This is a genomic window from Lacimicrobium sp. SS2-24, assembly GCF_002201535.1.
GTDB lineage: Bacteria > Pseudomonadota > Gammaproteobacteria > Enterobacterales > Alteromonadaceae > Lacimicrobium.
This window is the reverse complement of sequence record NZ_NIWW01000004.1, coordinates 291541-314376: the sequence shown is the minus strand read 5'-3', so window position 1 is coordinate 314376 and position 22836 is coordinate 291541. Positions and strand designations below refer to the sequence as shown.

Genomic DNA, 22836 nt, shown 5'->3' with positions numbered 1-22836 from the left:
CCCTGTACAGACTGAGTGACTCGGTTTAGTCCAAAGCGGAGGTAAGAACGACATGGACCATCGAATGGAAAGGAAGCTAGTAAAATCCATTGCAATGGTATTAGTGGCGGGCGGCTTGCTACCACTTCTGGGTTATTGGATTGAAGCCTCTTTTTTATATCGGCCAATTGCCGACGGACCCTCCTCTCATCCTTTTACCTGTTTAATGTTTGTGATGCTGGGCGTTGCCCTCTGTACACACAATCAAAAAGGCATTAGCTCTCTGGTTCCATTAATTCTGGCCTGTACCGGGCTACTGGTATCGGTCCTGACTAATGGGCTTGTCATGCAAGGTGGCATAATGGAGGCGATAACTCCATTTCGTCAAAGTTTAGCGACTTTTGAAAGCATAGGGCGTGGTGTTAGAGTCAGTAGCAACACTTCTTTTATGTTGATGGCGCTATTTTTTTCGTTGATATGTATAAGTATTAACAAGAGAAAACTGGCCCAACTTCCTGCCGTTTTTGCTACTTTTATCCCGCTTCTCTCCCTGTTTGGTTATGTGCTGGCCTTAGGCGATTTTTACGGCCAGATGTCTTTGCTTACGACCTCACTGGGCATTATGGCTGGGGTTGCCTTCCTTGTTCAGCTGTCTAATGTCGGTTTTATTGGTGTTCTTTTTCACCCTTCGTTTAATGGGCAAGTCGCTCGGCGCCAATTTTTTCTGACAATGCTGTGTTTGGTCGTAATTAGTATTGTTTTTTTTAAATTAGCGTTTTCAGTAGATGGTAATGTGATAGGTGTATTTTTCACCTTCGGGTATTGGCTCGCTTTTGGGCTGGTTTGGTTTACTTCACTGTCATTGAGAAATCTGAATGAAAATCAGTTGCTCAGTATTTTTGTCGACGCGATGCCCAATGGCTCCTGTGTTATTGATCGGCATCATAAGATAATCAGAACCAATCAGCTTTTCGCTGACATGCTGGGCTATTCAGTCAACGACATGCTAAAGCTGCATGTCTGGGACTGGGATCTTGACTTTAATAAAAACAGAGTTGAGGAAGAGTTTCCCGACGTTTCAAAAACTAAGGCGACGTTAAAGAGCCAGCATAAAAGAAAGAACGGAGAGGTGTACATTGCAGAAATTATTGCCGCAGGGACAATTATAGCAGGAGAACCTTTGGTTCTGTGTCAAGTTCGCGATATCACAGAGAACGAGAGAATCAGAAATGAGATGGAGGAGTTTAAGAGTATTGTCGATAAAGCTAACGATTGTGTTTTCATTTTTAAGCCTGATACGCTTCAATTCGTATATGCCAACCGAGGCGCTGAGCGACAAGTCGGATACTCCAGGGATGAGCTTTATCACATGCGCCCCTACGACATTAAACCTCGTTTTAATGAAAACCAGTTCAGGCAATTCATTGCGCCACTTTTGGCAAAAGAGGTTGACGTTCTGAACTTCGAAACGCTTCACCGTCATAAAAATGGTAAGGATTTTGACGTGAATGTGAACTTACAACTCGTTGAGTCTGAGCCTGGAAGTGAACATTTTATTGCGATTGTAAGAGATATAACAGCACACAAAAGACAGCAAGAGAAAGAGAGGCAGTCTCAAAAAATGGAGGCTATTGGACGTCTCGCTGGGGGTATTGCCCATGACTTTAACAATCAACTGACCACAATAAGGGGTTTTTCAGAGCTAATTGAAAAGAAAGAAACCTCGCTTACGTTGAAGAATTATGCAAGGAAGGTTATTGAAGCCGCAGACGAGTCAGCAAAATTAACGGGGAAACTGCTGACGTTCTCCCGCAAGGATACACTGCATCTAGAGCATATAGATATCCATGAGCTTATTAACGAAGTTGTCGATATCCTCTACCACTCTGTTGATAAGAAAATCAACATAAATACAGAGCTTGGTGCAGACCAATGTGTTGTTCATGGTGACCGAGCACTATTGAAGATGGCACTGATGAACCTTGCACTGAATGCACGTGATGCTATGCCATCAGGCGGAGATATTGTTTTTTACACGGCATCAAAAACACTCAATCATGATGATGTGAGTGATAAGGGGCAGCCACACTTTGAGTCTAAAATCCTTATCCGGGTTAAAGACACGGGTGCAGGAATCTCGCCTGAAAATAAGGGGAGTATTTTTGAGCCTTTTTTTACAACCAAACCACAAGGTGAGGGAACTGGGTTGGGGTTGGCATCGGTTGCGGGTGCCATTGCCCAGCATGGTGGTAGCATTGCTGTAGACAGTGAGCCTGGAAAAGGTACGGTGTTTGAGATAGAGCTACCGGTATCTTTTGCAAAACAGGGAAAACCAGAATCAGAACAGAAATTCAGTAGTGAAGAACCGCTGTTAAAAAGAAAGGTGCTGGTCGCGGATGACGAACCCCTCATTATGGATTTATATGATGAGTATTTGTCGTCAGCGGGACATGAGGCGATTTTTGCAAAGAACGGTGCTGAAGCTGTCGAGTTATTCAGGCAGCATCATAATGAAATTGATGTGGTCTTTTTAGACGTGGTAATGCCAGCTATGGATGGCAGGGAAGCGTTTTTAAAAATCAAAGAAATAGATAGTTCGGCAAAGATACTATTTGTATCAGGGTATATGGCGGATTCCAGTATTCCTCACTTACTGGCTTTAGGGGCGCTCGATATCATCGAAAAGCCTTTTAGCTTAACATCACTGAATAGCGCCCTGCAGCGGGCGATGGACGACTGATTTGAATCGCTATTGACGCGTCGAGTGGGTGAAAGACGATTCAGCGGTTTAGCGTGCTGTTCACCTTGCGCATTTTAAATTGCTGCACAACATTTTGCAGTTCGGTTGCCAGTTGGGCCAGTGAGTGGCTGGTTTCCAGGGTCTGAGAGGCGGCTTCGGTGGAGGCTTTGGCAATGTCGTTAATGTTCACCACATTGCGGTTAATCTCCTCAGATACCGTTTTTTGCTCATCGGCTGCACTGGCAATCATATAGTTTTTCTCACTGATGGCAGAGACTTCAATGGTGATTTGTTCCAGTGCCTTGCCAGCAATATCGGCTTTTTCAACACAGCTTTCAGCCAGATCCCGTCCCTGTTTCATAACATGTACTGCAGCATTGGTTTTTTGTTGCAGGCGCTCGATAATGGTGCTGATCTTTTCGGTGGAGTCGTGGCTTCTTGACGCCAGCGTGCGCACCTCATCGGCAACCACAGCAAAACCCCGGCCCTGTTCACCGGCCCGCGCTGCCTCAATGGCCGCATTCAGTGCCAATAGGTTGGTTTGCTCGGCAATTTCGCTGATGACCTGCAGCACCGTGGAGATGTTTTTGGCTTCTTCTTCCAGCACGTTGATCTCTTCGGCTGTCTGAACCACTTTCTTGGCCAGCTCGCGAATCCCCTCTACTGCATCATTCACCAACTGCCGACCTTTTACCGATTCTTTGTCGGCCTGCTTTGAGGCCTCAGCCGCTTCGGATGCGGAGTGGGATACATCCTGAACTGTTGTGGTCATTTCATTCATCGCCGCGGCAACGGATTCGGTCTCATGCTGCTGACGGTTAACCCCGTCGCGGGTACTTTGGGTAATGGAGTTGAGTTCTTCAGCAGAGGTGCTCAACATTTCGGTTGACTGATAAACCTCGTACATGGACTCTTCGAACCGCTGCATCATTTGATTCAAAGACTCACCCACGGCGTTAATTTCGTCGGCACCGTCATACTCATAGCGTTGGGATAAGTCTTTGTTATCACTGATGCTTCTCATCAAGTCGGCCACATATCTGACCGGTCTGGAAATACTCAAAGAAACCAGCACGATAACCGCGATGATTACCGCGATAGTAAGCAGACTGATGATTGAAGACCGCAGAGTGGCTTGCGTTCGATAGTCGCTAATCTGCACCTGAATATCGTCTGACAAATCGCTTAATACGGCCTCGGTGGCACGCACCTGGTCACGAACTTCTCCCATGAGTCCGGTCTTGCTGGTCAGCCCTAATTCATTTTGCCCGGCAACAAAGGCAGAAAAATGTCGCTGGTACTGGCCCATCAGGCGCTCAATCTCAGCTTTGGTTTGTGCAGGTAAATCGCTTTGCGAAAGGGTACTCATAAAGTCATCATAGCCCGCTTCAAAGCGGTTGGTGTACTTCATGTCTTTGCGCAGCATAAAGTCTTTTTCATGCCGTCTTAGCATCAGCATATCTGCTTTGAGCGCAGCGCTGTTGACCTCATTAACCTGTTCTTCGACATCATGCACGGCGCTGCGCAGGGCGCCGTAATAGCCTGACTCTGGTGTGAGCCCTATTTCACTGCTCTTGTTAATCAGTTCATCAAACTTCTTTTTATATTCACTGAGAATATCAATCAGCGTTTGCGCTCTGTCACCGGCAAAGCCGACATCCTGCAAGTCGGCTTTCAGGGCTCTGGTGGTGGTTTGCAGCGCATTGTAGTTGTCATTGAATTTGCCCTGATAGCTGATGTCATTTCTGAGCAGAAAATCTTTCTCGTTGCGCCGGAGCATCAGCATGCCGCTTTGCACCTGATTGATGGCAACATCAACGGCATTAAGCTTGTTCATGGTAGAGCTGGTAATACTTTGTAATAACAACATGCCGAGCATGCCGATAAGAACCAGGAGGCTTATGAGAATCAACTTGTTGCGAATACTGGAAATGCTGAACATATGGTCTCTTCTGAATGGGGGTTGGCAAATTGCCTTACGCTTCTGGATTCTTAAGCCTGGCGTCACGGCCCCTTGCTAAAAGGCTCTTGAATAGGGTTTAAACACATATAAGCTCATGGGGCGGCTGTGCCTGACCCTGTCGACATTGGCTAAAGTGTAGGATTAATATCGGCAACCCGCTAATTTGACTGAGCTTTTTAGTGTTTTTTTTCAGCGCTTTCTAGTACCAGCTTCTCGGCATTGGCGATCATTCGTTGAAGCTCACCGCTTTGTTTACTGTCCTTTATGACCTGGTCTATGCGTGGCAAGAGTGATGCGTGACTGTTATGTACATAATGATAAAGAGGCTGGCGAGCCAGGGGCTTATGATAGGCTTCGAGGCTATCCCATTTGTGGCGTTGTAACGTCATCAGTCCGTTAAGCTTGCTGGTCAGTGCGACATCAACGAAGCCCTGCATTAGCAGGCGCATCATTTTTTCTGTACTGTCCACGTCATGGGCGTTTTTCAGCCCATCCGTCAGCTCCAGAGTGTGTTTTACGCCCCATATTCTGGCAACACTGAGTTCTGACAGATCAGCCACATTTTCGATACGAAGATCATGTCCTGCCCTGAGAAACGGCATGGTTTCCAGATAATAGTAGGGTGTGGGTACCCTGAGCATGGAAGGGTTAGCTTCGCCATAGGAGTAAATGCGCATGATTTCCCCATCCATATTACCCTTGATCGAGCTGAACTCGGCGCGCTTAGCGGGCAGAGGGGAGATGCTGATACTGATACCTAACTTGTTATAGAGTTGGGGGAGTACAATTCGCCCGACTTCCTGTTCAGTCAGTGAATGAATCGAGGCGAAGTGATAAGTTTCTGCCAAGACCTTACTGCTCATCAGTAGAACAGCCAACAGCATAAACCTGAAAATCATCATGTCAGTTTCCCACGTTAGTCTTTGCGCTGTGTTGTATGTGACTCTGCCGCTTCGTGGTAGCCAGCCATATGTATTGAAGTATAGTTGGGTGATATCAGTTGGGTCGAAAGAATCGTTAGTTCACAAAGGCCACTATTTTGTTTTAAGTTCGGTGACCCGGGCTATGACCTGGCGTTCAGCCTCAGCGATCAGTTTTTCCAGCTCGCCACTGGCTTTGCTTTTGGCCATAACGCCATTGATGCGTGAAACCAAATCTTCATGCTTATGGTGGATGTAATGGTAAAGTGGCAGTCTGTCGAGCGCCACTTCCGTAGCTTTTACTGAAGTGATATTTTTACGTCGCAGTGTCAGCTTGCCGTCTAGGGTGTTAGTCAGGGCCACGTCAATATAGCCACCCTGAAGCATACGCATCATTTCCAGGGTGGAATCGAAATCATGCACGTTATCCATGCCCTTGGTCATGTTATTGGTATGTTTGACGCCTCTGACTTTACCTAGCGTAAACCTGAGTAGATCTTCTCGGTGACCAATTTTTAGCTGCCGGTGAGCCAACACAAAAGGCATGGTTTCAAGATAATAATAGGGCGTTGGTACCCGAAGCATCGTTGGATTTTCTTCGCCATAGGAATAGATTCGCATAATCTCACCATCAAGTTGTCCGCTAACAGCATGATATTCTGCGCGCTTTCCCGGCAAAGGTCGGATATTCACCTTGATATTGAGCTTGGCGTAAAGTTGCGGTAGCACAATACGCCCGACTTCTTGCTCAGCAAGCTGGTTGATGGAGGCAAAGTTATATGACTCTGCAGCGGTGACGGTTGCACTGAAGAGTATCGCAGATGTCAGTATAAACTTTATAAATAACATAGGGTTAACGTGCGCTATCTCTGTTGACGTCCTTGAGACCTGAGTTCACCCAGGAGAATGACTGCTCTCAATCCCGGAGTAACAGATGCTTCGGCTATTATAGCGCTATATAAACTCATTTATCAGTAGGCCGCGGATTATGTGATGACAGCAGCCAGCGCCGGCGTATTTTTGAACCGCAGGGGCGATTCTAGAGCGCGCATCACTTTCATATGGCTCGTCAGCGCCATGGCAATTGGGTTACATTAGGGCCATTCACATCAGCACGTCGGTAGCTCTGACCATGAACACAGGTTTTTCCTACACCACCACTTACTTTCTCGATAAACCTCATTTCAGTGAGACCTATGATGAGTCGGTGAAGCTCGAACGCGGCCTTAAAGCTTATGGCACAGCAGTGGGGCTGGCCCTTGCAGGAGTGGCGGTGCTGTTGTTTACTCCTTTTACCGCTTTTCTGGCCTGGTTTCTGATCGGACTCGGTGTCGTAGAAGGTTTGAGTGTGCGTTTTAAAAAGCCCTGGTGGCTGGCAAGGCAGATGCTCAGCAGGGCGGCCAATCACGAGGTGACTCTGACTCTGGACGAGCAGGGGATTCACATTAAATCCACCTATGTGAACAGTAGCGTTGACTGGGAAAACATCAGCCACATTGAACCGACTTCGCGGGGGTGGTTGTTCTATCAGGGCAAAGCCCGCTCTTATTTGTCCAATGGCTGTTTATCTGATGAGGCGCTGGCGTTTATTCGCAGCAAAGCCGCGGCGAAAAGTGCGTAGTCGCGAAATCACAAAGCAGTCTTGTTGTGTTTGCACAGGAAAAATCACCACTGGGAGCATGCCATCATAGGACACAACCTGAGGTAAGCTGAATTCTCGCCGCTACCTCTTAGCGTCTGCCGCTGCCTGACATTGCGAACCGCTGTTAATGGCTGATGCAGCGGCCTGGTGAATCTGTCTTTGGCTATCGAGAAGGTTTGTTTCTTCAGGATGTATCGCAAGGGCTGCCTGAATAAGTTGTAAGGCATCATCATTACAATCCAGTTCACTCAATAAAATGGCGTAGTTGTTCAAATACGCTACCTCTTGACGTGCAAACGACAACCCTTTGGCAAACCATTTTTCTGCAAGCAGGGGCTGCTCCGAGAAATAGTGGTTGCCAAGCAAAAAGTAAGGCAACCAGTATTCGGGCCATTGTGTTGTGGCGGTCATCAAGGCGGCAATACCAATGTCATGCTGGTTTGTATTGAGTAAGTCCTGACAGGCTTTGGTATACACAAATGGATCGAGGTGGTCGCTTGCTTTGTCGCCGGGCAACATAATCAGCATCCAATAATTGCCCCGCTGCCAGGTGCGTTCAAAGGTCGAAAAGTTCAGATGATGTTGCTCGGTAATGCCGCTATTGAGGATGATCTCGCTTGTGTCCAGATCGTAGCCGGTGACGACAGCGTAGTGCCATTGTGGAAACAGTGGAATGGCGTTGTTTTGTAGCACAATTACTGGCATGTTTTCCGCTACCAGACTTAATAATTGATTCAGGTTGCCACGCTGAGCGTACGCAACCAGGCCAAGTTGTCGGGCCGCAGCAATCATCTCAATTTGCAGACTGCCTTCGAGCTCGGGAACAAAGGTATTCCGGGCAACCTCTTGAGGGGGGCTTTCGAGCCCATAAAAACTCGCTACTTCAGATAGCGTCGTCGGGCCGCAAAAATATTGTTGTTGAGGATAAAAAGGTACATCCGGAATAAGGTGTTGTTGCGCAATTTCGGGAGGTGTTGTCAGCAACCGCTCGGTTTGCGGTGGGCTCTGACAACCGCTCAGAAAGACCCACAGGCTAGCCAAAAAGGCCGCCTGCCAAAGTGAGAGTGCCAAAGAGTCTTAGTTAATCGGACGGATGAAGGGGTAAACGTCTGTAACACCCATCAGATCCAGTACTGCCACCACCACCAAAACGGTGACAATCGTTCCAACAATGCCGCCGGCAGGCATATCATTGATTTGATTGTTTAACGCGTTCAGCTCTTCTTTGGTCATATTGGCAATGCGTCGCTGCGCATTCTCGCGGCTAACGCCCAAAGCAACGAGCTGGTTTTGCACTTCATCATGCGCCAAAAAGGACAGTATTTGCTGTTTATTGTATTGATGTTGCTCACTGGCGATCACATCGTCTGAGCTGTAGGGCCCTGCAGATACCTGACCGAGACTGAACACCATGAGCGAGACCGCGAAGAGCGCTTTTAAAAATTTATTCATCACTGGGATATCCTTGAGCTGTTAGGGGAACTGCTTTTGCTGTCAAGTCAGTACCGCATGAGGGAGGCTGTTAACTTAGATCACCCACAGAGCGTAAGTCAGTTACTGACATTAAGCAAAGAAAAGGATGACGGGGCAAGGATATCTGCAAGAGGATGCAGCCCTTTTTTTCGAGTAAGGGGCAATAAAAAAGCGAAGCCGGTTTAAAGGCTTCGCTTTTTTGAGTACAGCGGGTACTTATTTTACCGGAAAGCCGCGGTCACGCATCAGCGCTTCAACCTTGGCGTCACGGCCACGGAAGGCGCGATACGCCTCGGCCGGGTCCATGGCATTACGCACTGCAAACAGGTATTCGACCAGTTTTTTTGCCATGGTTTCATCATAGAATCCGCCGGGGGCGCTGGCGAAGGCTTCGGCGGCATCAGAGGTCAGTACCTCTGCCCACATGTAGCCGTAATAGCCCGCTGAATAGCCCTCACCAGAGAAAATATGGCCAAAGTGCGGTGTGCGGTGGCGCATCACAATTTCGTCAGGCATACCCAGTTCTTCCAGTGTCTTGCGTTCGAAAGCGTCGGGGTCGATACCTTCCGGGTCATTGGTATGCAGCTTCATGTCTACCAGCGCGGAGGCCAGGTATTCAGTGGTCTTAAAACCTTCATTAAAGGTGGCGGCCTTTTTGATTTTGGCAACCAGTTCATCAGGAATGGACTCACCGGTCTGGTAATGTACCAGATAGTTGTCAATCACATCGTCAGTGAGCAGCCAGCGCTCTAATAACTGAGACTGGAACTCGGTGTAATCTCTGACACCGCTATTTAACGTGGGGTAGGCTACATTGGAGGCCAGCGCATGCAGGGCATGACCAAACTCATGGAAGTAAGTTTCTGCGTCATCCCAGCTGATCAGCACCGGTTCGCCAGGTTTACCTTTAACAAAGTTAGAGTTGTTGGATGACAGCACCGTCTGCTCGCCATCAAAGGTGGTGTGATTGCGATAGCTGTAGGCCCAGGCCCCTGAGCGTTTGCCCTGACGGGCGAAGGGGTCGAGGTACCACAGACCAATATGCTCACCACTGGTTTTGTCGGTCACTTCCCACACTTTCACATCTTCATGGAATACCGGCACACTGCCTTCTTCCACCGGTGTGAAGTCAAAGTTAAACAGACGTCCTGCCACATAGAACATGGCCTCACGCAGCTTATCCAGTTGCAGGTACTGCTTCACCTCATCAGAGTCGAGGTCATAACGCGCCTGACGCACTTTCTCTGCATAGTAACGATAGTCCCAGGGCTTGATGGTGATATCGTCGCCTTCTTTATCGGCAATGGCCTGCATATCTGCCACTTCCTGTTCGACGCGGGCCAGCGCTGCGGGCCATACTGACATCATCAGATCCATGGCATTTTCCGGGTTTTTCGCCATGCGATCTTCCAGTCGCCACTGGGCATAGTTGTCGTAGCCCAGTAGCTCGACGCGCTCATCACGCAGTTTGAGGATCTCAGCGATGATGGCGTTATTGTCATGTTCGCCGCCATTGTCGCCGCGACTATAGTAGTCATTCCAGACTTGTTCGCGCAAAGCGCGTTCCGTGGAATAGGTGAGGAAAGGGTCCATCGATGAACGGGTGTTGGTAATGGCATACATGCCTTCTTTACCGCGATCGGCAGCCGCCTGGGCTGCGGCGTTAATAACAGACTCAGGCAGGCCGCCGAGCTGCTCATCGGTCAGATACAGCACGTAGCCTTCTTCATCGGCCAATACGTTATTGCCAAACTGGGTATGCAGTTTAGACAGCTCCTGATTTATCTCGGCATACCGGGCTTTAGCATCACCGGTTAAGGTGGCGCCATTACGGGCAAAACTGTCGTAAATCAGGCCCACCAGACGCTGCTGATCGGGGCGCATGTTTTGCAGTGCGTCACTTTCATAAACTGTTTTAATGCGCTGAAACAGGGCATCATTCTGATTTATCTGCGATTGGTACTGGGCCAGCTTAGGTGCCAGTTCACGCTGAATATCCCGAAACGCTTCGGAGGAGAGGTTGGCACTCCAGATCACATAGTAGGGGTAAACGCGCGCAATATCAGCGCCGGACTTTTCATAAGCCACAATGGTGTTGTCGAACGTCGGCTCAGCCTGTTGTGATGCAATGGCATCCAGCTCGGCCAAATGGTTTTGTATGGCTTTTTCCATGGCCGGTTGTAATAACGACAAGTCCATTTTGTCAAAGGCTGGTACGCCCCCATATGGGCCGCTCCATTCGCTCAGCAAGGGATTATCGGTTTGCTGAGGCTGGGCCTGTTCTGTTTGTGGCTGACTAGTTTGTTCTGTCGACGTGGGGTTCTGCCCACAGCCGGCAACGGTGCCAAGTAAAGCCGTGGCGATGGCGGCGGATAGCCATTTGCGCGTTAAATTCATTGTTATCTCTCTTTTGCGGATTTAATGCCTGAAGAGCCGAACATGCTGTTGTAAAACTGCACCGGCCAGTTATGGAGGCTCAACCTATCGCCATCGGCCGTTAATTTCAATTCACACACGTCAAATAACCGGTTTTACCCGGTGGGTATCCGTTTGGTTTAGCTGACAGCGCTGTGATGGTGGGATGTATGACATCACAAAGGGACGTTCAGCACATTGCTCCGATGGTGTTGTCATCGCGCTTTGTAGCACTGCTTCAGAGGGTAAACTCCAGTTCGTGTTTGTGACCCACAGAATGAATGTGGCCCTTTTCGTCGCGTTGCAGGAAAGAGCCGGTATCAGTCCTGATAACCTTCGATTATGTGGGTCACAAACGCTTTCATTTCCTGATGATTTGCCTCTGGGGTATGACGCAGATGGGCGTCAATGTAGGCCTGTTCTGCATAGACTGACTTGAGAATATGATTGACCCGGGCTATCACGCTTTTTCCCAGCGCAGAATCGCTACAGGCAATATGACTGACCACAAACTGCTGCGCCTGAGCAAGACCAATTGACTGATAAGGTGACTCTTTTGCGCCGGTTTTGAGGTGGTGTCTCATTTTCGATGGATAATCCAGAGCGAAATCCACAAAACCGTCTTTTAATAACTTGGGCCCCGACTGATAGCGGTTATCGACGTTATAGTAGGTGACCTGTCGGGCAGAGAGCTGCTGCAGTTGTTGGTCAACATCGACACCAAATGAAATCCCTTCAAGCAGTGCCAGGCTGGTGCCGGGGTTGGCATCGAGTAATGCGCGCAGGTTGGTAACCTGGCCCCGGTCATTGATGAGGGATTCTGGAATACGGATGTTGGGGTTGTTGTAATAAAGACGAGCCAGAAGGTGCACATTGAGCGGCAAACTAAATTGATTGTGACGGGCTCGCTCAGGGGTTTTGATACGATTGGCGACACAGGTATCAGGCCTGTCTTGCAACTGCTTGTCCATGCGCGCTACCGATGCAAAATGAAAGCGGATATCGAACTCTTTGAGTTGTGTCAGCACCATATTGGTGGTGTCCATACCAATGGAGTAGGGGCTGTCACTCAGATAATACTGGAGATCATCACGGTCATCGGTCAGCCACACAATGGTCGGGGGCTGCACAGCGCTTCGCGCCGAGCCACAGATTATCATCAGAATCAATCCTGCCAGCCTCAGCATGAGTGAGATCCTTAACATTGCGGTTTTATTGAGTGTAGTGACTATCTTCAATTCTGCTGTCCATGTTGCCTTGAGACACGGTATCTGTCACCTGTTAAAAACCTCTGCTGAACTCTGTCGGTAGCATTCAGATTGTGAACAATGGGTTCAGGTGAAGGGCCGTGAGGCGTGATTGAGATAAATCCACTAAGCACAAGCCAGGCTTGTGCTTATTGACCGGTTACTGAGATTTTTCGCTGGTGGCTGGCTGACCGTATTTGGGGGAGCGCGGGCCATGCAGCAGGCCATTGTGACCTTCTGCCGATAACAGCCTTGCCGCGGTAATGGCGGCAATATCAAACCCTCTGTCAGTGACTGTTTCGATGATCTGACTGATGGCCGCGCTGATCAGCATGCCTGCCAGACCACCACTGTCAGAGCGGGTTTCTGCCGATGATGCACTGGCCTGATCCTGCCACAAAACGTCGCCGCTGCGCAGGTCGACCAGCGTCGCCGAGACGCGCACCACGGTATCGCTGGATATAATTACATAGCTGGTTCCATAGTCTTCTATGGTCAGGTATAAGGCTGCGTCGGCACCAAAAATCTCATGCAATTTGTGCACAGGAACTGCGTGAACATCCTGTGCCACCGTGAGTCCGTTTGTCTTAAAGGTCTGGTCTACCAGCGCCACGGGAAAGACATAAAAACCTGACTCTGCAATCGGAGCAATCACCTGCGACATCATGCTGTAAGGTGCAATCACCTCAGGCGTGTTATTAATCGGGGGCAGTACGACAATTGAGCGAGGGTTAGCGGCACGAAAGGCGCTGTAATCATGTGCCGGCGGCATGCTGACACAACCCATCGTGAGCAGCAACAGACCAATGACAATGCAACTTTTAACATGATTCATATTATGCGTCCTTGCCCTGGTTCATCAGAAAGTCGATATAGCGGGCAGATTCCGGGAACAAGGTTTTTTCCTGGATAAAGTGCTGGTTGCCCTGTGCAGTATTGCCGGTCTCGAAATACAACATGCCAAGATGGGCATGCACGCCAGGGGCTACAGGCTTACCTTTTGCCGCCGCTTGCTCAACAACCTTCTGAAGGATGCTGATTTGTTCTTCAAGTGTCAGTTTGTCGGCTTTAAAGTAGCTGTAGACCGCCGTGTTGTATTCACCGTAATAGTACTGTGGCCCTGTGCTTTTGCATCCACTTAAGCCGAGTAGCGCTAAGCCTGCACACAGCGCGGTTTTTATGGCAAGTGTGCGCATCATATCTTCCATGTGCCTGATTCGAGGCCATTGACGAGCTTGTTAACCACTTCACGAATCGCCAAATCCAGTACCTTGCCATTTAAGGTGGCGTCGTAGCTGGCGGTGCTGCCAAAGCCCAATACTTCGCGTTCAGATAAACTGTATTCTCCGGCGCCCTGTACCGAATACACCACTTCAGATGTGGCCACATCCACCACATTGAGAGTCACCTTGGCATAGGCGATTTGTGATTTGCCTTTTCCCAGTAAACCAAACAGCTGCTTGTCGCCAACGGCTTTGCGTCCAAATTCGGTGACATCGCCGGTAATCACATATTTGGCACCGGAAAGGCGCTGCTGTGTGCCAGCCAGCTCAGCCTCACCAGCAAGCATGTCAAGGTTATCGCGATCCAGCACCGTAAACCGGTTGGTTTGTTGCAAGTGACTCATCAGCGTGGTCTTTGCCTGATTGCCGAGGCGATCTGTGCCCGTTGAAAAGATCCCGTTTTGAAAACTGGAGCGGTTTACAAACTGGCCCACGACCAGCTTATTTTTTTCACCGCTGTATTGGGTGTTGTAGCTGGCTACTGTGGGTGTTTCCACTACCTTTGATGAGGTTGAAGCACAGCCATTGAGGCCGCCAATGGCGACCGCTGAAAACAGTATGTATTGAAGAGGCTTGTTGACTCGATGAAATTTCACGGTGCGTCCTTTATAAATGAAATTGGTTAAGAGGGCCTTAAAAAGAATGGGGTCAGGTATAAAGCGTGCCGACAACACTTGTGCTCAAGATAAGCGACCTAGGGGTGTACAGAACTCCATTTCCCCGTGCTGTTATACACCACAGATTCACTGCTGTTCAATGACTATTGCAATCAACTGCAGCGCTTTTTTGCAACCATTTGTATCAGTGATGCTGTCGGGTTTGTCTGCAACCAAAGCAGCAGCGATGGACCATGGGATTATCGTAATGATGCCCCCTTCACATCCCCCCTTCACGATAACCCGGCGCAATGGTCAGATTGTCTACCTTATTCAGGGTAAAACGATTTTGTAACCACAGTTGATACTCCGCGCCTTTGAGGGTGGCCCGCTCGGTACAATCCACATTCCAGCGTCTGAGCAGATAGCCGGCCATGGCGGCCCGCACCTTTATAAGCAGTTGGCTGTTTTCCATGCCGTAGTCCATCTCGATGGCGGTGCGATACTGAATATTTTTAGGGTGAGGTACCAGTTGCAAGGGGATCAGCCGCTGCCATTCCTGGTCGGCTTCACGATTTTCATGGGGCAGTGGTGCTTCTTTGATGGTGACTTTGCTGATGCGGGTGAGTACAAAGTCTCTGAAGCTTTGTGTTTTACGGTCAAAAGCCCGCACATGCCAGCGCAACCCATTATCAACGATGGCATGAGGTACCAGTTCACGGCTGCCTGAACCACTGGACAGTGAGGTATAAATCACGTTCACGGCCTTGTGGCTGAGAATGGCCTGCACCAGTTTTGCAACGATAAAAATATCCGGCACATTCAGGCTGGAAGGAGCCTCGACAGGAAAATGAATATCGCCTATGGCGTCAAACCCATCGGAAATGTCGTTGGCCAGTTTAAGCAGTGTTCGCTGGGCGTCATGTTCAAACAAAGGGCGAAAGGAGGCACACTGACAATAGCGTTTTTCCCGGGCATCATACTTCATATTCACCGGCGCTAACTCGTTATATAAACTGAAGTCTCGCGAGCCCGCAGACAACCCAACTTCAAAGCGGTTGATCAGATCCTGCCGATAAATGGCACCTTTAAAAAGTAAACAAAAGTCGATGTAGGCGAGTCGCTGTTTCTGGGCGAAACTGATGTTTTCAAGCATGATATTAGCGCGGTTCCAATTACTATGTGGTTGCTTTTAGTAGGTATATCAAGATTATGGTATTCGCTCTCATGTTGCAAAGAGAACCTTCATGAAGATGAATAACGAATAACTAGGTTTCTCTGAAGTTTTTGTTGGTAAAGGAGCTGAAGGTTATTGCTTCTTCAACTGACCGATAGTCCTGCTGAGTTCTCTCATCGTATAGGGCTTGCCGATGAGGGCATCACAACCCCACTTTATACGGTTTTCTTCGCTTATCAGGTTAGTAAACCCAGTTACCATTACGATGGGAATATTCAGATCCAACGCTCTGAGTTTCTCAATAAACTCCAGACCATTCATTTTTGGCATAGCATAGTCTGTGATGATTAGCGTATACCGATTCGGGTCGTTTTCTAACGCTTTCAGAGCGCTCTGAGCGTTCTGAAATGTATCTACCTGATAGCCGATTTGACTCAGTAGTGATGCGCCTAAATCACACAACGACGTTTCATCATCGACCAGTAAAATGGCCTCATCGCCACTGTATTCCAATATCTCTTCTGTCTCTGTGGGTGGGGGCATATCCGCAGGAATAATGGGGAAATACAGGCGGAACTCGGTACCTTTACCAAGTTTACTATCAATTTCAATCATGCCTTTGTGTTGCTGCACAATACTGGCAACGATGGAAAGCCCCAATCCTGAGCCTCTTTCTTCTCCTTTCAGCTTTGTTGTGAAGAAAGGTTCAAAAATCCGGCTTTGAGTGGGTTCATCCATGCCTACACCGGTGTCACGGATCGTCAGGCAAATACAATCACTTGGCTCAATATTGCCGACGCTGTCTGAAGCATCTGTGGTGATTCTGGCGAGTTCCTGACGCACCTGAATATTAAGCTCTCCCCCTCTGGGCATCGCCTGGATGGCATTTGTACACAGATTTAAAACGACCCGATACAATTCTGAGGGATCTGCGCCGATGGCCGGAAGTTCGTCCTCAAAATCTTGGGTGATGCTGATATCTTTATGGGCTGTTGTTTTGAACAGGGTTAACACCTCGGCGACCAGTTTATCGATGTATACCGCTTCGATATGCTCAACGGACTCGCGGTTCATAATCAGAATCTGCTGTACCAGATCTTTAGCGCGACTGGCCGAATCCTCAATCTGTGAGACATACTCCGCTTCTTTTTGCGCTTCTTCCAGCCTGAGTTTCAATAGCTGGGCATACCCCAGAATGGGGGTGAGTAAGTTGTTGAAATCATGCGCAATGCCTCCCGCCAATGTACCCAGGGCCTGCATTTTTTGTTGTTGTAATACGGTTTCTTCCATGACTTTGCGTTCAGTCACATCAATATGTGAACCCACCAGACGAACCGGTAAACCCTGGTCGTCTTTTAGCAGAGAGGCGTGAGCGATGATCCAGCGGTAAGAACCATTTTTGTGGCGCATCCGAAACTCGATGTCATGATACTCGTTTCCTTCAGTTAGCGTGGCGTTAATTTTTTTCAGGGTCTTGTCGACATCATCCGGGTGCACCCGGCCCTCCCACTCTTGAAATTCGTTTTTGATTTCGTGATCTTCATAACCCAGCTGACGCTTCCATTCCGGAGAAAAGAAGGTCTGATTGGTAGCCAGATCCCAGTCCCACAGGCCGATGTTTCCCGCAGAGATCGCTTCCTTAAGTTTGAGCACGGTCTCTCTTAAATCGTTTTCGGTTCTTTTAATAAAGGAAATATCAATGCCGGTACTGATGAAGTACCCGTCGCAGGGAATGCTGGTCATACTCAGCACCTGGTCTGTACCGTCGAAGTAAGTTTCCCAGGAGTACGGCTTTTTCTCAGAAAATATTTTTTCAACTACAGGCAAAAACTGTAGGGTGGCGTCGGTACCGAAGATTTCATCGGTGGTCTTTCCCTGAACATCTTCGAGCTCTTTATTCCAGTTGTTTAATGCCATCCTATTGGCGTCCAACAGCTTCCAGGTACGAATGCTGTTATCACTGTTGTACACCAGCTCCCAGACATGTACCTCATGTTCCATATTGAGGAATAAATGATGGTAACGCTCAGCGCGAAGTTTATATTTCTCCAGTTCTTTTTCGAGGTCTGATACCTTTTGGGAGAGCTCAGCCTCGCGACTCCTGCTGCCATTTGACATACTTATGCCTTAATACCATCCGTGACGTCGACCTGTGTGTCGATATCTCTATAGTTTAGACCGCTTTTATGTCTTATCTCTATTAAATTAATAATCTCGTAAGTATCAGATTTTAAATTCGTTTTTAATGAAGTGTTGGCTTCGTTCAGCGTGAAATAACCGGGTTTCATATCTATTGCCCTTACTCAGTACATGAGGCCCAAATGCGCTCAACCAAATCATTAAAATCCAGGGGCTTACCAATAATATGTTCCGGATTAATCCCGTTAGGGTTGCCGTCAATAAAACCTGAAATGATGAAACAAATGATGTGCGTGTGATTTGCCCTGATATACCGATAGATGTCGCCGCCATCCACTGTTCCGGGCATCCGATAATCGGTGACCACAGCATTGATGTCTTTGTGATGGGTTTTAATATGCGCCAAACCTTCCTCTGCCCGATTAAATGTGAGTACGTTTGCGCCTTTATTTTCCATAAAAACCGTAAGTACTTCTGTGATCAGGGGTTCATCATCAATAATAACGATATTCATATTGCCAACTCGGAATTGTCAGTTCGGTTAAGTGGTATCCATAGTGAAAAAGTGGTTCCCATGTTCTCCCGGCTAGACACCTGGATGCCATAGCCTTCCTCTAAAGCAAATTGAAATAACAGGCTTAATCCAAGACCCGCGCTACTCTTCTCGGCTTTAGTGCTAAAAAACGGGTCGAATATCTTTGAGAGGTTACTTTTATTAATTCCTTTTCCGGTATCTTCTACCTGAATCAGGCAATACTCTTCACTTTCTCTGGGGTGAAGTATGACCTCGCCAAAGGTTGGCTGAAAGAAGGACGAGAGTTCAGAGCGAAGCGTTATGCGCCCCTCTTTTTCTATGGCGTTTTTTGCATTAACCAACAAGTTAGTAATGGCATCCAGAAAGGTATGCTTGTTGCAAAATAATGAGGCGTGAAAACCTAAATCTGCGCCAACAATGATACCCTCTGGAAAAGAAGGTGAGACTGACTCAATGGTGTGGCGCAGCTCCTCATCCAGGTTGATGATATCTGGTTTGCGCGCCTCGTTTCTGACGGTTTTTAGTAACCTTTTGGTTACGCCGGAAGCTCTTTCTGTGGCTCTCTCCAGGTTGGCAATGCATTTTTCCAGATCCGGATTGGAATTTTTTAATTTCAGTAACTGAGTATTGCCAGAGATGATGGCCATGATGTTATTCATATCATGACAAATGCCTCCTGCTAATTTTCCTATTGCCCCCATTTTCTGGCTACGTGAGCTGATTTCACTTTCGCGCTTGCGGGCTGTGATGTCATGCTGGATACCAATGAAATTGACGATGGTACCGCCTTTGGTGATGGGGGAAATCAGCAGTTGATTCCAATATGGTGCGCCATTTTTGTCGTAATTCAGAATCTCCACATTGACGTCCTGACCCGCTGCCAGGGTGGTGCGAATTTCCTGTACGGTTTCCGGATCCGTGTCTGGGCCCTGCAGGAACTGGCCCAGTGACTTCCCATACACTTCTTCCGCGGTGTATTTTGTGATGGTTTCAAATGCATTGTTCACCCAAATCACATTTTTATTGGCATCACAGATCACCACGCCTGCCAGCGTCGTTTCAGCCACCTTGGATAGTAGCTCTACTTGTTCATTTAAGACTTCATGATCGGTAATGTCTTGAAATGACCCTGAGAGTTTTATGGCCTCACCGTTGTCATTAAAATGGGGTTCGGCGATACAGTGCACTGTACGTATCTCTCCGTCGCTGCGGATGATTCTTAATTTGAAATCCCATGGAGCGGGAGTGGTAAAAGCCCGGTCAACCAGCTCTCTTACTATGGCTCTATCTTCGGGGTGATAAAACTCAATGGCAGAGTCCAGTTCGGGTGTGTAATTCTTTGGTGTAAGAGCATGAATGTTATAGATTTCATTGGACCAGAAAAGCGCTTTAGAAGACAGGTCAATAGACCAGTGCCCTAAACGAATCAAACGGGTAGCACGCTCGAACAACGCAGCATTATCCTGAATACGCTCCTCTAATTCATAGATTTCAGCCATGACTCTGCCGGTTAAGATGGTCTCGTTGTTCTTTGTTCCCGGCGTCATGGCCCATTGCACTTCGACAAACTCACCGTTTTTACACCGATACAAGCAGTTTAAGTCTAAGGTCTCTTGCCCTTTATCCACTTTTCTTAATGCGGACAGTGCATTGTTTTGATGTTTTGGGTGGATGTGCGTGGTGAATGCATTTCCCAGTAACTCCTCTTTTTCCCAGTTGAATGCTTTCCGCCACACTGAGTTGAGGGAGCAGAACTCTCCTGTTTTGGTGAGTATCGCCACCAGCAGCGAAGACTTGCCGGTCAAGGCTTTGATTTTTTGCAAATCCTGATTAATGATCGCCGTCAACATGGTTTTTATGCTCGTCTAATCGTGCCGGTTTTCCACGCCACTTCCCGCAGGGGTGGGCTGCTGTGGATAGTTTACTAAAAAAGATTCTAAGGCGCTGAGCTCAAGAGGTTTGGAGTAATAGAAACCTTGCATATATTTACATCCTAACGCTTTTAAGTGTTCCACTTGTTCCGATGTTTCCACGCCTTCGGCAATAACCAGTAGCTTCATATCTGCTGCCAGACCCAGAGTGTGTTTGATAATGGTCAGGGTGCCGGAACGCTCAGTAAGGTGAGATACAAATGAACGGTCAATTTTCAGTTCATTAAAGGGCAGAAGATCAAGCTCATGCACCGTTGAAAAACCGGTGCCAAAGTCATCCAGGGAAATATGAAAACCATGCACTCTGAGTTTGGTCAGGATGGATTTAAGTTCTTTTGACATGGCGACGGCAGATAGCTCGGTAATCTCCAGACAGATCTGACTGGCTTTGATGTAGTGATCGGAAACATGGGCCGCCAGGTTGGCCAGAAAATTTTTGCGCAATGAATTGGGGTCGATATTAAATGACACTCGCATCTGCGGGGGGAAGCCTATCTTTGCCAGCCGGCACAGTGACTCGGCGATGAAATGTTCTGTAAAGGTATCGATCAGTTCTGTTTGTACCAATTTGCTAATAAAGGCATCTGGTCCACACTGGCCAAATAACGGATGATTGAGTCTGGCAAGGCATTCCACACCAAACACCGTGTTCGTCTCTACATCGATCTGTGGTTGAAATACGGGATAAAACCAATTTCTTCGTATTGCGATCGCAAGATCACCCCGGGTCAAATTGATTTGCTTTCTGGGCGTGATTCGGGATTTTTCGCTCAATGCTGGCAATGCCACTCCGGTCACTAAGTCCTTAAACTGCTCATAGCTAAAAGGCTTTGGCAGCTTGCCACCAAAAACCAGCCCAGACTCTTGCAATACATCCACCGCACTGTCGATGATATCCTCTGCCACACCGGAGCACAGAATAATAGGTACATGGATTCGTTCTTTGCTGAGTACCTCGAGTACATCCAGGCCATCATGCCCGGGCATATTCAGATCAAGGATAATATGTGAGGCATCCTGTAAATCGGACAGAGTGGCTTCATCAAACCGGGAAAAGAAACGACTGGAGAAACCAGCATGCTCTGCAAATTCACAAAGGTTAAGACCGATTTCTGTGACATCCTCAATAATTACGATATGAGACATCAGCCTATCTCCTGTGCCATACACTGGCAGCTTTAGTTGAGTAAGTGAACCTCACTTGCCCATACAATTTTTTGACTTTGCTCATCGTTGCTCTCACTCTCAAAAGAGTTCTACATCAGAATCAGAAACCTCAACATGCTCTTTTCTCAGGGCTTTACTCGATTCAGAGAGCATCATTCCATCCACACAGGATGTGATCAGTTGTTGCAGCGGTGCCAGATTGGTGCTCTTTTCCCGGTTGCGCAATTGATTTTCAATCAACTGCATAAAAAACTGTTCCTGTGCTTCAGTCATATCGAGTTCGTGAAAGCTAAGCCCAATTTTAAGTTCAATCTGTTCAATCAACTCTCTGCGCTCTGCTTCCATACTATTAATGCCCTGAGACAACATTTGCATGGCAGATTGCAATGTATCGCGCGTACTGATCAGTGACTGATGTTCCAGAAGCGAAACAAAACGTGAGTTCACCGCCAGGATTAATTTAGCAGCAACATCTAATACGGCATCAAACGAGAAGGTACCCTCATAGGGCATATTCTTGACCAGAATCGAGACATGTTGATCATTGAAGATGGTGCGCCGACCAAAGTGGTAAATCCGTCCATGATCTTTGAGTACATCAAAGATCTGTAGCTCGATCGGTGAGCATTCCTGAGTATCGACATCATAATTAAAGGTCTGTGAATCTGAGCGTAATTGAATGGCAATTTTAAGATCCTGATTAAGCAGGTTGTTTGCCACAGCACGCATAATATCCAGAGGGGTGTCACAGTCATTCAGTTTTGCAACTAACTCAAGTGCTCTGCCATAAGAAGACGCCTGCTTCATGGCAGTTTGTGCAAGAGACTGAATTTCCTTGTCCTTTTGCTGTAATTTCTGAATAGAGTTGATGTCATCAGCGAACCTCACCACGCGTTCATGGAACGTCACGAGGTTAAAAGGCTTACCGATATAATCGCTGACGCCGAGGCTATAGGCCTGTTTGACTAATGCATCAGAGGTATCACCACTGAGCACAATGACCGAAGGTCTCTCCTCAACACTGATCTCTGCCAGATGCTGACAGATTTCGATTCCCGACAAGCCAGGTAAGTGCATATCCAGAATTATGAGCGCAGGGTTACTTTTGATCTGCTCCATCACTTCTTGCCCGTTCTTGGCAAACAAAAGAGAGAAGTCGTGTTCGAACAACTCTTTGAGAAGATCTCTGATGTCGCTCTCGTCATCAGCAATTAACAATTTTTGTTTCACAGCATTCATCCATTTTTAAGTCTGAAAACGTGTTGGCCTTCGCGTTACTCTCTTTGTGTATCTTTCTCGCAAGTGCAGTGCAGGCACATGAGATAGGTTTGCCGCTTTGAAAACCGGTAAACCTCCAGGCGCACGATAATCTCGCTGTTAGCACTCAGCCTGTCTCTGCTTTACCAACAATATAGCTGCAAGTCTGGACTTAGCCCTGCTGTCATCTGCAAAACTTGACATATGTCAATGTTTCCAGAATCCAGCCTGAGTCACGAATTTATGGGTTTATACTCAGATGCACTGACGTCCTGTTATGACGATTTAAAGCATCTTTTTCTTCATGACAGGGGAGTTAATCGACAGCTAAAAGGAAGGTTGTCCGCACCGAAGCGGGTGAACGAGGAGATA

At 47.8% G+C, this 22836-nt stretch carries 18 protein-coding genes; 2 read left to right on the top strand and 16 right to left on the bottom strand.

Features of this window, described 5'->3' with window-relative positions; translation table 11 throughout:
- The first annotated feature begins 64 nt into the window (after positions 1-64).
- Complete coding sequence (locus tag CCY32_RS09695) at positions 65-2719, top strand: PAS domain S-box protein (protein ID WP_168171478.1); 2655 nt, start codon at positions 65-67, stop codon at positions 2717-2719.
- Between the two features lie 40 nt (positions 2720-2759).
- On the opposite strand, the gene CCY32_RS09690 is transcribed toward CCY32_RS09695, so the two are convergent.
- From CCY32_RS09690 to CCY32_RS09680, 3 genes are all read right to left on the bottom strand, one after another.
- Positions 2760-4661: a methyl-accepting chemotaxis protein gene (locus CCY32_RS09690; RefSeq protein WP_088330404.1), complete on the bottom strand. Its 1902-nt coding sequence runs from the start codon at positions 4659-4661 to the stop codon at positions 2760-2762.
- 197 nt (positions 4662-4858) lie between these two features.
- Positions 4859-5584: a transporter substrate-binding domain-containing protein gene (locus tag CCY32_RS09685; protein ID WP_246840579.1), complete on the bottom strand. Its 726-nt coding sequence runs from the start codon at positions 5582-5584 to the stop codon at positions 4859-4861.
- 132 nt (positions 5585-5716) lie between these two features.
- A complete protein-coding gene (locus CCY32_RS09680) occupies positions 5717-6451 on the bottom strand; it encodes a transporter substrate-binding domain-containing protein (protein WP_088330403.1) in 735 nt (244 codons plus the stop codon).
- Positions 6452-6734: 283 nt separating this feature from the next.
- Between CCY32_RS09680 and CCY32_RS09675 the strand changes: the two genes are divergently transcribed.
- Positions 6735-7223, top strand: coding sequence for a YcxB family protein (locus tag CCY32_RS09675; protein ID WP_088330402.1), 489 nt, complete (start codon positions 6735-6737; stop codon positions 7221-7223).
- A gap of 102 nt (positions 7224-7325) precedes the next feature.
- Here the strand turns inward: CCY32_RS09675 and CCY32_RS09670 are convergent, their stop codons facing one another.
- The 13 genes from CCY32_RS09670 to CCY32_RS09610 form a co-directional block, all read right to left on the bottom strand.
- Complete coding sequence (locus CCY32_RS09670) at positions 7326-8285, bottom strand: PA2778 family cysteine peptidase (protein ID WP_168171477.1); 960 nt, start codon at positions 8283-8285, stop codon at positions 7326-7328.
- Between the two features lie 36 nt (positions 8286-8321).
- Positions 8322-8696, bottom strand: a complete 375-nt coding sequence (locus CCY32_RS09665; RefSeq protein WP_088330400.1) for a PA2779 family protein — start codon at positions 8694-8696, stop codon at positions 8322-8324.
- A gap of 237 nt (positions 8697-8933) precedes the next feature.
- The gene (locus CCY32_RS09660) at positions 8934-11114 is read right to left on the bottom strand and encodes a M3 family metallopeptidase (protein ID WP_088330399.1); all 2181 of its coding nucleotides are present in this window, start codon (positions 11112-11114) and stop codon (positions 8934-8936) included.
- Positions 11115-11452: 338 nt separating this feature from the next.
- Complete coding sequence (locus CCY32_RS09655) at positions 11453-12319, bottom strand: hypothetical protein (RefSeq protein WP_088330398.1); 867 nt, start codon at positions 12317-12319, stop codon at positions 11453-11455.
- Between the two features lie 220 nt (positions 12320-12539).
- Positions 12540-13214 (bottom strand): DUF799 domain-containing protein, encoded by a 675-nt coding sequence (locus tag CCY32_RS09650; protein WP_088330397.1) that lies wholly within the window; start codon positions 13212-13214, stop codon positions 12540-12542.
- Position 13215: 1 nt separating this feature from the next.
- Positions 13216-13578, bottom strand: coding sequence for a DUF4810 domain-containing protein (locus tag CCY32_RS09645; RefSeq protein WP_246840578.1), 363 nt, complete (start codon positions 13576-13578; stop codon positions 13216-13218).
- On the bottom strand, positions 13575-14222 hold the full coding sequence (locus CCY32_RS09640; RefSeq protein ID WP_246840585.1) for a CsgG/HfaB family protein: 648 nt from the start codon (positions 14220-14222) through the stop codon (positions 13575-13577). The genes CCY32_RS09645 and CCY32_RS09640 overlap by 4 nt, the downstream gene beginning before the upstream one ends.
- A gap of 316 nt (positions 14223-14538) precedes the next feature.
- Complete coding sequence (locus CCY32_RS09635; RefSeq protein WP_088330395.1) at positions 14539-15414, bottom strand: WYL domain-containing protein; 876 nt, start codon at positions 15412-15414, stop codon at positions 14539-14541.
- A 153-nt stretch (positions 15415-15567) separates the two neighbouring features.
- Positions 15568-17553: a PAS domain-containing hybrid sensor histidine kinase/response regulator gene (locus CCY32_RS09630; RefSeq protein ID WP_088330394.1), complete on the bottom strand. Its 1986-nt coding sequence runs from the start codon at positions 17551-17553 to the stop codon at positions 15568-15570.
- 181 nt (positions 17554-17734) lie between these two features.
- Positions 17735-18088 (bottom strand): response regulator, encoded by a 354-nt coding sequence (locus tag CCY32_RS09625; RefSeq protein ID WP_088330393.1) that lies wholly within the window; start codon positions 18086-18088, stop codon positions 17735-17737.
- Entirely contained in the window at positions 18085-19932 is a 1848-nt protein-coding gene (locus CCY32_RS09620; RefSeq protein WP_168171476.1) for a PAS domain-containing protein, read from the bottom strand. Before CCY32_RS09620 ends, CCY32_RS09625 begins: the two co-directional genes overlap by 4 nt.
- 42 nt (positions 19933-19974) lie before the next feature.
- Complete coding sequence (locus CCY32_RS09615; protein WP_088330391.1) at positions 19975-21186, bottom strand: EAL domain-containing protein; 1212 nt, start codon at positions 21184-21186, stop codon at positions 19975-19977.
- Between the two features lie 99 nt (positions 21187-21285).
- Positions 21286-22437 carry a response regulator gene (locus tag CCY32_RS09610; RefSeq protein ID WP_168171475.1) on the bottom strand — a complete coding sequence of 384 codons (1152 nt, stop codon included), beginning with the start codon at positions 22435-22437 and terminating at the stop codon, positions 21286-21288.
- Positions 22438-22836: the final 399 nt, after the last annotated feature.

What these genes read in the sequence shown, in the direction of transcription:
- CCY32_RS09675 (WP_088330402.1), top strand. Translation starts at nt 6,735, where the DNA reads ATGAACACAGGTTTTTCCTACACCACCACTTACTTTCTCGATAAACCT.
- CCY32_RS09645 (WP_246840578.1), bottom strand. Translation starts at nt 13,578, where the DNA reads ATGATGCGCACACTTGCCATAAAAACCGCGCTGTGTGCAGGCTTAGCG.
- CCY32_RS09660 (WP_088330399.1), bottom strand. Translation starts at nt 11,114, where the DNA reads ATGAATTTAACGCGCAAATGGCTATCCGCCGCCATCGCCACGGCTTTA.
- CCY32_RS09685 (WP_246840579.1), bottom strand. Translation starts at nt 5,584, where the DNA reads ATGATGATTTTCAGGTTTATGCTGTTGGCTGTTCTACTGATGAGCAGT.
- CCY32_RS09615 (WP_088330391.1), bottom strand. Translation starts at nt 21,186, where the DNA reads ATGTCTCATATCGTAATTATTGAGGATGTCACAGAAATCGGTCTTAAC.
- CCY32_RS09650 (WP_088330397.1), bottom strand. Translation starts at nt 13,214, where the DNA reads ATGAATCATGTTAAAAGTTGCATTGTCATTGGTCTGTTGCTGCTCACG.
- CCY32_RS09635 (WP_088330395.1), bottom strand. Translation starts at nt 15,414, where the DNA reads ATGCTTGAAAACATCAGTTTCGCCCAGAAACAGCGACTCGCCTACATC.
- CCY32_RS09695 (WP_168171478.1), top strand. Translation starts at nt 65, where the DNA reads ATGGAAAGGAAGCTAGTAAAATCCATTGCAATGGTATTAGTGGCGGGC.
- CCY32_RS09655 (WP_088330398.1), bottom strand. Translation starts at nt 12,319, where the DNA reads ATGCTGAGGCTGGCAGGATTGATTCTGATGATAATCTGTGGCTCGGCG.
- CCY32_RS09680 (WP_088330403.1), bottom strand. Translation starts at nt 6,451, where the DNA reads ATGTTATTTATAAAGTTTATACTGACATCTGCGATACTCTTCAGTGCA.
- CCY32_RS09665 (WP_088330400.1), bottom strand. Translation starts at nt 8,696, where the DNA reads ATGAATAAATTTTTAAAAGCGCTCTTCGCGGTCTCGCTCATGGTGTTC.
- CCY32_RS09625 (WP_088330393.1), bottom strand. Translation starts at nt 18,088, where the DNA reads ATGAATATCGTTATTATTGATGATGAACCCCTGATCACAGAAGTACTT.
- CCY32_RS09690 (WP_088330404.1), bottom strand. Translation starts at nt 4,661, where the DNA reads ATGTTCAGCATTTCCAGTATTCGCAACAAGTTGATTCTCATAAGCCTC.
- CCY32_RS09630 (WP_088330394.1), bottom strand. Translation starts at nt 17,553, where the DNA reads ATGTCAAATGGCAGCAGGAGTCGCGAGGCTGAGCTCTCCCAAAAGGTA.